General features: G+C 73.5%; 6 protein-coding genes and 1 pseudogene. 3 read left to right on the forward strand and 4 right to left on the reverse strand.

The window, feature by feature from the left end; genetic code table 11:
- Positions 1-55 precede the first annotated feature (55 nt).
- The gene (locus ITP53_RS52205) at positions 56-1,387 is read right to left on the reverse strand and encodes an SWIM zinc finger family protein (RefSeq protein WP_195902934.1); all 1,332 of its coding nucleotides are present in this window, start codon (positions 1,385-1,387) and stop codon (positions 56-58) included.
- Positions 1,388-1,480: 93 nt separating this feature from the next.
- Between ITP53_RS52205 and ITP53_RS52210 the strand changes: the two genes are divergently transcribed.
- From ITP53_RS52210 to ITP53_RS52220, 3 genes are read left to right on the forward strand one after another with little or no spacing between them, the layout of a single operon-like run.
- Positions 1,481-2,650, forward strand: coding sequence for a C39 family peptidase (locus tag ITP53_RS52210; protein WP_407941409.1), 1,170 nt, complete (start codon positions 1,481-1,483; stop codon positions 2,648-2,650).
- Between the two features lie 4 nt (positions 2,651-2,654).
- The gene (locus ITP53_RS52215) at positions 2,655-4,511 is read left to right on the forward strand and encodes a dipeptidyl-peptidase 5 (RefSeq protein WP_195902936.1); all 1,857 of its coding nucleotides are present in this window, start codon (positions 2,655-2,657) and stop codon (positions 4,509-4,511) included.
- Positions 4,508-5,770: a M20/M25/M40 family metallo-hydrolase gene (locus ITP53_RS52220; protein WP_195902937.1), complete on the forward strand. Its 1,263-nt coding sequence runs from the start codon at positions 4,508-4,510 to the stop codon at positions 5,768-5,770. Before ITP53_RS52215 ends, ITP53_RS52220 begins: the two co-directional genes overlap by 4 nt.
- Positions 5,771-5,809: 39 nt before the next feature.
- On the opposite strand, the gene ITP53_RS52225 is transcribed toward ITP53_RS52220, so the two are convergent.
- From ITP53_RS52225 to ITP53_RS52235, 3 genes and pseudogenes are all read right to left on the reverse strand, one after another.
- Positions 5,810-6,775 carry an ABC transporter permease gene (locus tag ITP53_RS52225; RefSeq protein WP_195902938.1) on the reverse strand — a complete coding sequence of 322 codons (966 nt, stop codon included), beginning with the start codon at positions 6,773-6,775 and terminating at the stop codon, positions 5,810-5,812.
- Positions 6,772-7,626: an ABC transporter ATP-binding protein gene (locus tag ITP53_RS52230; protein ID WP_195902939.1), complete on the reverse strand. Its 855-nt coding sequence runs from the start codon at positions 7,624-7,626 to the stop codon at positions 6,772-6,774. Before ITP53_RS52230 ends, ITP53_RS52225 begins: the two co-directional genes overlap by 4 nt.
- Positions 7,623-7,898, reverse strand: a pseudogene (locus tag ITP53_RS52235) (hypothetical protein); the annotation flags it as partial. The pseudogene ITP53_RS52235 and the gene ITP53_RS52230, both read right to left, overlap by 4 nt.

The raw sequence follows: 7,898 nt of genomic DNA on the forward strand, positions 1-7,898 counted from the left end.
CCCACCGAGCCCCCGTGCCCGTCGCCTTCCGCCGAGGACCCGGCACCACCGGTGGTCATGTGGTCACCTCGACGGCGACTCGGGCCGCGATCCGGGCCGCCAGGACGTGCTTGCAGGGCCCGCGTGACCCCTGGTGGTCGAACCACCAGGGGCAGGTGCACTCGCCCTCGGCGATGCGCACCCGCCGCACCCCGCCATCCGTGGTCACTTCGGCCTCGGCGCCGGACAGCAGGTGTACGGCCCCGGAGCCGGCCAGCGCGCGGGCCGCCGTGAGCCGGGGGTTGAGCTCGGCCACCTGGTCCCGGTCGTAGGGCAGCTCCCGATGGAAGTGGGCCGCCTCGTGCAGGTCGTAGCCGACCCGACCGGCGGTCCCGAGCTGGGTGAGCGCGGCGCGTACGCGCTCGGGGGACAGGCCGGAGCGGTCGGCGAGCAGGCCCAGCTCGACGGTGGGCTCGAAGTTGAGCAGCATGCCGACCACGTCGGCGTCGCCCGCTGCCTCGTCGGTGGCCAGGTCGGCGAGCACCGCCCCCTCGCCGGAGAAGCCGCGCCACGGCTCGGGTGAGATGGCCAGGGTGTAGCGCATGCCCGGCAGCTCCAGCTCCCACGCGCCGGCCGTGGACGACCCGTCGGCGGGACCGTAGACGCGCAGCGCCTTGGCGAAGCGGAGCAGCGGCAGCAGCGTGGCGACCCGGCCGGCGCCCGACAGGCAGACGCCGCCGGGCAAGGGACCGGCCGAGACCCGCAGGTCGCGGCCCGCCTGGACGGCCCACACGGTGGCGCGGGCGGCGCGCGGCAGTGAGCGCAGGAAGCGTACGGCGTGCGGCCCGGCCACCTCGCCCCGCAGATCGAACCGGGACGCGATCACCTGCACCTCGGCGAACCCGCGCAACCACCGCGCCGGCAGCGGCACCTTCTTCTCGACGACCGCGCCGTCGAGCGTGGTGACCGTCAGCTCGTCGGGACCGACCCCGAGGTGGAGCGGATCCCGGCCGCCCACCCTCGCCAGCGCCTCGCGGAGCGGGCCGTTGACGTCGACGTTGGTGGTGCCCCGGTCCAGCACCTCGCCGTCGAGCTCGAAGACGTCGAGCCGGGCGTAGACGCCGCCGCAGGCCGAGAACGACTCGAACCTGAGCCGCCCGCCGTCGCACGTCACCACCGGGTCACGGGTCCAGCCCGGCCGGGGTTGGTGGTAGCGGGTGCGCGCGACGTCGGCCACGGCCAGCAGCCCGGCCGCGGCGGGGGCCGCCTGGGAGAGCAGGCCGCTGAAGAATCTGGGATGGGTGCGCGGGCCGGATAAGGCCGTGCCACCCGAGGTCGAGAGGCCGAGCCTGCCTCCGTCGAGGGTGGAGGGCCCGGCGTAGGAGTATGCCTGTACCGCTTGAGTCATGCCCCGAACCATAGAGATCATCACTGACACAATCGGGGCTGGTACGTAAACCATCCGATGCGTGACATGGAGTGCGAAACCACAATGTGTCTGGTGCTCACCGTCGATCTGGCCCGCGTCGCCTTCACGCGCTTCGCCGTGCCCGCGAACGGCCCGACGATCGGCCCGGCGAACATCGTGACGAGCGACCCGGCGATCAGCCCAGCGAGTGGCCGGACAAGCGGCCTCGCGAGCGGCACAGGCACAGGCCCGGGAAAGGGTGCGGGAGACGGCGCGGAGGTCGTGTGGACCGGTGACGAGCACGAGATCGGTTTCGCCGCCACGCAACTCGTGCCCTCCTGGATCGCCCGCACGCCGCCCGGCGCGTGGATCGAGGTCTCGCTCCGGGCCAGGACGGCGTCGGGTGACCGGACGAAGTGGTACGTGATGGGCCGCTGGTCCGAGCACGGCGACCCCCGCACATCGGTCCCCGGCCAGGGCGACGAGGATGGAGACGTGGCGGTGGACACGTTCGTGGCCAGGCGGCCGGTGGTGGCGTACCAGGTGCGGGTCGCCTGGCACGGCGCGGGCGCCAGCGTGAGCGGCCTCGGCGTGCTGGCCTCGGCGCTGCCCCGGCAGCCGATCGCGCCGAGCGCCCCCAGCGGCGCGGAGCCCGTGGAGCTGGCCGTGCCCAGGCACTCGCAGCACGCGCACGCCGGGCACCACCCGAGGTGGGACGGCGGCGGCGCCAACTGGTGCAGCCCCGCCTCGGTGGCCATGGTGCTCGGTTACTGGGGCCGCGGCCCGGACCCCGGCGAGCTGGCCTGGGTGGGCGACGACGACCCGGCGCCGATGGTCGACCACGCGGCCATGGGCGCGTACGACGAGAGCTACCAGGGCACCGGCAACTGGCCGTTCAACGTGGCGTACGCCGGCCGCTACGGACTGGCCGGGTTCGTGACGCGGCTGCGGTCGGCGGTGGAGCTGGAGCGCTTCGCCAGGGCCGGGATCCCGGTGATCACGTCGCAGTCGTTCAAGGCGCACGAGTTACCCGGCTCCTGCTACTCCACCAACGGTCACATCCTCGTGGTCACCGGCTTCACCGCCGCGGGCGACGTGATCGTGAACGACCCCGCGGCGCCTGCCGCGGACGAGGTACGCCGGGTGTATCCGCGGGCGGCGTTCGAGAACGTGTGGCTCAGGAGCTCGGGCAGCGGCGGCATCGCGTACATCCTGCATCCGCCCGAGCATCCCCTTCCTTCGTGTACCAACGGCAATTGGTGAGTTGATGAGCATTCGACCGATCGACGTGGCCCGTACCGACGGCGGCCCCCAGTGGGTGGAGGCGGTGGCCACGCCCGCCGGTGTCGAGGTCTGGTGGGACGAGCCGCGCCCGCACGAGGGCGGCAGGCGCTGCGTGGTGCGCCGCCTGCCGGACGGCTCCCGCACCGACGTCCTGCCTCCCGGCTGGAACGCGCGCAACCGGGTGATCGAGTACGGCGGCCGCTCCTGGCGCCCCCTGCCCGGCGGCGGTCTGGTGTTCACCAACTGGGCAGACCAGCGCCTGTACCGCCTGGACGGCCCGTCGATCGTGCCGCTCACCCCGGAGGGCCCGTCCCGGTACGCGGACCTGTACCTGCCGCCCGGCCGGGACGAGGTGTGGGCGGTGCGGGAGATCGAGGACGTGCGGGATCTGGTGGCGGTGCCGCTGGACGGGGGCCCGCTCAGGGTCATCACCAAAGCCCACCATTTCCTGATGAATCCCCGTATTTCGCCTGACGGGCGCAATGTCGCCTGGATCGGCTGGGAGCACCCGAACATGCCCTGGGACGGCACCGAGCTGTGCGTGGCCCCGCTGGGCGAGGACGGCACGGCGGGGCCGTACCGGGTGGTCGCGGGCGGCCCCAGGGAGTCGGTGGCGCAGGCGGAGTGGCGCGACGACGCGACGCTCTACGCGGTGACCGACCCCACCGGCTGGTGGAACGTCCACCTCGTCCCCCTGGACGGCTCCCCCGGACGCAACCTGACCCCGATGGAGCTGGAGTTCGGCGCCGCGGCGTGGAAGCCGGGCCTGACGTGCCTGGCCGTCGCGGAGGACGGCCGGCTGGTCGTCGTCTACGGCACGGCCGACCACCGCCGACTCGGCGTGCTCGGCCCGGAGACCGGGGAGCTGCGGGAGATCGGCGGGGCGGCCACCCACTGGTCATCGACCGTGTCCGTGGCGGGCGGCAAGGCGGCGGCCGTGGGGGCGACGCCGTACACGCCGCTGGAGGTGACACTGGTCGATCTCGGTGACGGCGCCGCGGAGGTCGTCTCGGCCAGGAAGCCGCTGCCGGCGCGAGACCTGCTGCCCACGCCTGAGGCCCTGACGATCGAGGGCGTGCACGCCCACCTCTACCCGCCGGCCCGGGTCACCGGCCCCGCACCGTACGTGATCTTCGTGCACGGCGGCCCGACCGGCAACCTGCCGATCATGCTGGACCTGGAGATCGCGTACTTCACCAGTCGTGGAATCGGCGTGGCCGTCGTCAACTACGGCGGCTCGACGGGCTACGGCCGCGCCTACCGGGAGCGGCTGCGCGACCAGTGGGGCGTGGTGGACGTGCAGGACTGCGCCAGGGTGGCGCGCGGTCTCGTCGAGCTGGGCCGGGCGGACGCCGCGAAGCTCGCCATCCGGGGCGGCAGCGCCGGCGGCTGGACGACGGTGGCCGCGCTCGTGCACAGCGACGTGTTCGCGGGCGGTGTCGCCCATTACGCGATCACCGACCCGGAGAGCTGGGCGGCCGAGACGCACGACTTCGAGTCCCGCTACCTGGACGGCCTGGTGGGCCCGCTGCCGGAGACGCGGCAGCGCTACACCGAGCGCTCGCCGCTGCTGAACGCCTTCCGCGCGTCCGGCCCGTGCCTCATGCTGCACGGCCTGGAGGACGCGATCGTGGACGTGGGCCAGGCCGAGCGGTTCACCGCCGAACTGGAAAAACACGGCAAGGAGTGGGCGTTGCTCACCTTCCCCGGCGAGCAGCACGGCTGGCGCAGGGAAGAGACCATCGTCGCGGTGCTGGAAGCCGAGCTGGCCTTCTACGGGCTGATCTTCGACATGGAGACGCCCGAGGTGCCGCCGTTGACCCTGAAGGGGAGAGCGTGAAGAGCGTTGCCGAGATCTGCTCGGATCTGATCAGGTTCGACACCACCAACCCAGGCTCAGGCGAGCGCCCGGCGGCCGAGTACGTCGCCACGCTGCTGGCCGACGCGGGGCTCGACCCGGTGGTGTTCGAGTCGGCGCCGAAGCGGACCACCGTCGTGGCGAGGATCGACGGCGACTCCCCCGACGCGCTGCTCGTGCACGGCCACCTCGACGTGGTCCCCGCCGACCCGGCCGAGTGGCGGATGCACCCGTTCTCCGGGGAGATCGTGGACGGCTGCGTGTACGGTCGCGGCGCGATCGACATGAAGGGCGCGTGCGCGATGACGCTCGCGACCGTCGTCGACCTCGTCACCCGGGGCGTACGTCCCAAGCGTGACCTGGTGCTGGCGTTCCTCGCGGACGAGGAGGCGACGGGCGAGTACGGCTCGCGGCACGCGGTGACCGAGCACCGGGAGCTGTTCGACGGCGTGACGGAGGCGATCAGCGAGTCCGGCGGCTTCAGCGTGGCCTCGGGCGGGCACCGCGTCTACCCGATCGCGGTGGGCGAGCGCGGCACCGCCTGGATGAGGCTCACCGCGCACGGCGTGGCCGGCCACGGCTCCCGCCCCGCCGTGGACAACCCGGTCGCGACGCTGGCGCACGCCCTGTCGCGGGTGGCCGCCCACCAGTGGCCGGTACGCCTGACGCCGTCGGTCGCCGCGCTCATCCAGAGCCTGTCGGAGATCACCGGCAAGCCGATCGACCTCGACCGGCTGGACGCGGAGGCGGCCCGGCTCGGCCCGCTGGGCAGCCTGTTCAAGGGCCAGATCCGCAACTCGGCGAACCCGACGATGCTGGACGCCGGCTACAAGGTCAACGTGGTCCCGTCGACGGCAGGGGCGCACGTGGACGGGCGCTACCTGCCGGGCCTGCGGGAGGAGTTCCTGGAGACGATCGACGAACTGCTCGGGCCGAAGATCACCCGCGAGTTCGTCAACCTGGAGGACGCGCCGGCCGCGCCGTACCCCTCGGCGTTCTTCGACGAGCTGGCCGGGGCGCTGGTGGCCGAGGACCCGATGGCGCGGCCGGTCCCGTACGTGATGGCGGGCGGCACCGACGCCAAGTCCTTCGCCAGGATCGGCGTCAAGGGGTACGGCTTCGCGCCGCTCATGCTCCGGCCGGACCTCGACTACTTCGGCATGTTCCACGGCAAGGACGAGCGCGTGCCGGTGGAGGGCCTCGAATTCGGCACCCGCGTCCTCACCCGCCTGCTCGCGTAACCCGCGCCGGACCAGGCGTCCAAGGCGGGCCCAGAGCGGTCAGGCGGTGTGGCGGACGGTGCGGTGCACGGTGAGCCCGCCGAGCGCCGCCGCCGCGACCACCAGGATCCCCGCCTCCGTCCATTGGAAGCGCCAGAACCTGGAGGGCGGGTGGTAGTACACCGCGTACCGGTAGCCCTTGCCGAACAGGCACTGCTGCCAGGCCTCCGCGTTCCTGCTGCTCCTGCCCGGGTCCACGCGACGCGGGCAGCCACTGGCGGCACCGGGCTCGGCGACCTCCCTCCCTGAAGGCGCCACCCAGCTCGCGCTCACCAGTCGCACGTCGGGATCGGCCATCGTCACCGTCCCGGTCAGCTCCGTGCGCGCCGGTTCCGCGTAGTGGTCGCTGAGCCCGAACAGCACGGACATCGTCGCCGCCACTCCGGCCAGGACCAGCGCCATCGCGGGCAGCGTACGCCGGAAGAATGTCCCCGCCGCCGTGCCGAGCGCGAACGCGAACAGCCACCACGCCGGCGGCGAGACCCCGACCATGTTGAACACGCCGATGTTCCCGAACGAGGAGTCGATCCCCTCCCTGAACACCGGCCGCCACAGGCTGACCATCAGCGACAGCAGCAGCCCGCCCGCCACGATCGCCCCGCCGAGCACCGACAGCTTGACCGCCAGCCACCGCCACACGGGCACGGACTGGGTCCAGGCGAGCCGGTGGGTGCCGCGTTCGTACTCGCGGCCGAGCAGCGGCGCCCCCCAGAACGCCCCGATCAGCGCGGGCAGCACCAGCGGCAGCCACCCGAACACCGTGTAGACCGTGTCGTACCGGCGGCCCAGCGCCACCTCGACGTCCGCGCACGCGACGGCGGGCCCGGGGCAGCCTGGCGGGGCGTGGCCGGCGACGTACATCTTGGCCTCGACCGCCGAGACCAGCATCAGCAGGCCCAAGAGCGCCAGGAACCCGGCCGTCACGAGGATCTGCGCCCGGTGCTGCCGCCACGTCACCCAGATCACGCGCCCACCTCCGCCGGTCCTGGCAGCGCGGCGGACCCGGGGCTGCGCAGGTAGCCCATGACGAGCTCCGCCAGCCCCGGCCGTCGCGCCTGCCAGCGCGGGTCGAGCACCGGCTCGCCCCGGACGAGCAGGCTCGCCTGCCTGCCCTCCAGGCCGGCGCTCACGACCGTCGCCCCGCCCGCCGGCCCTTCCGCCGGCTCCGCGGGGCCGGTCAGGACGAGGTGCCCGGCGAGGAGGTCGTCGATGTCGCCGCTGACCTGGAGCCGCCCGCCGTTCAGCACGACGAGCCAGTCGCAGGTGTCCTCCAGGTCGGAGACGACGTGCGAGGACAGGAGCACGGTCAGCTCCCGCCCGGCCACCTCCGCCATGATCGTGCGCATCACGTCGTGCCTGGCGAGGGGGTCGAGGTTGGCCAGCGGCTCGTCCAGCACGAGCAGGTCGGGCTCCTTGGCCAGCGCCAGCGTGAGCGCCACCTGGGCCTGCTGCCCACCCGACAGCCCGCCCACCTTGCGGTCCAGCGGGATGCCGAGGCCGCCGAGGCGATCGCGGGCGGCGCGCTCGTCCCAGCGGTTGTTCGTCCTGCGGCCGAAGGTGAGGGTCTCGGCGACGGTGAAGCCGTCGTACAGCGGCTTGTCCTGCGCCACGAACGCCACCTCGCCGGCCCCCCGGACAGTCCCCCGCGCGGGCCGCAGCAGGCCGACGGCGGCGTGCATGAGCGTGGTCTTGCCCGCGCCGTTCGGGCCGACGAGCGCGGCCACGCGCCCGGCGGGGACGGACAGCGAGCAGTCGCGCAACGCCCACGATCGGCGGTAGCGCACGCAGAGCCCGATGACTTCCAGAGCGGGCCTCACGCCGCGCCCTCCTTCGCGGTGCCGGCCTGCGCGGTGCCGGCCTGCGGGGTATCGGTCTTCGCGGTATCGGTCTTCGCGCTGCCGGCCCTCACGGTGTCGGACAGGACCACGGTGAACAGCGCCCGCAGGTCTTCCTGGTCGAGCCCGGCCGCCCGGGCCTCGCGCACCCACTCCTCCAGGCCGCGCCGCAGCCGGGTGTGGTCGGCGAGCGTCGGTCCCGCCACGCCTCGCCGTACGAACGTCCCCATCCCCGGCCGCCCCTCGACCAGCCC

Origin of the sequence: Nonomuraea cypriaca (genome assembly GCF_015645445.1) — a bacterium.
Lineage (GTDB): Bacteria > Actinomycetota > Actinomycetes > Streptosporangiales > Streptosporangiaceae > Nonomuraea > Nonomuraea cypriaca.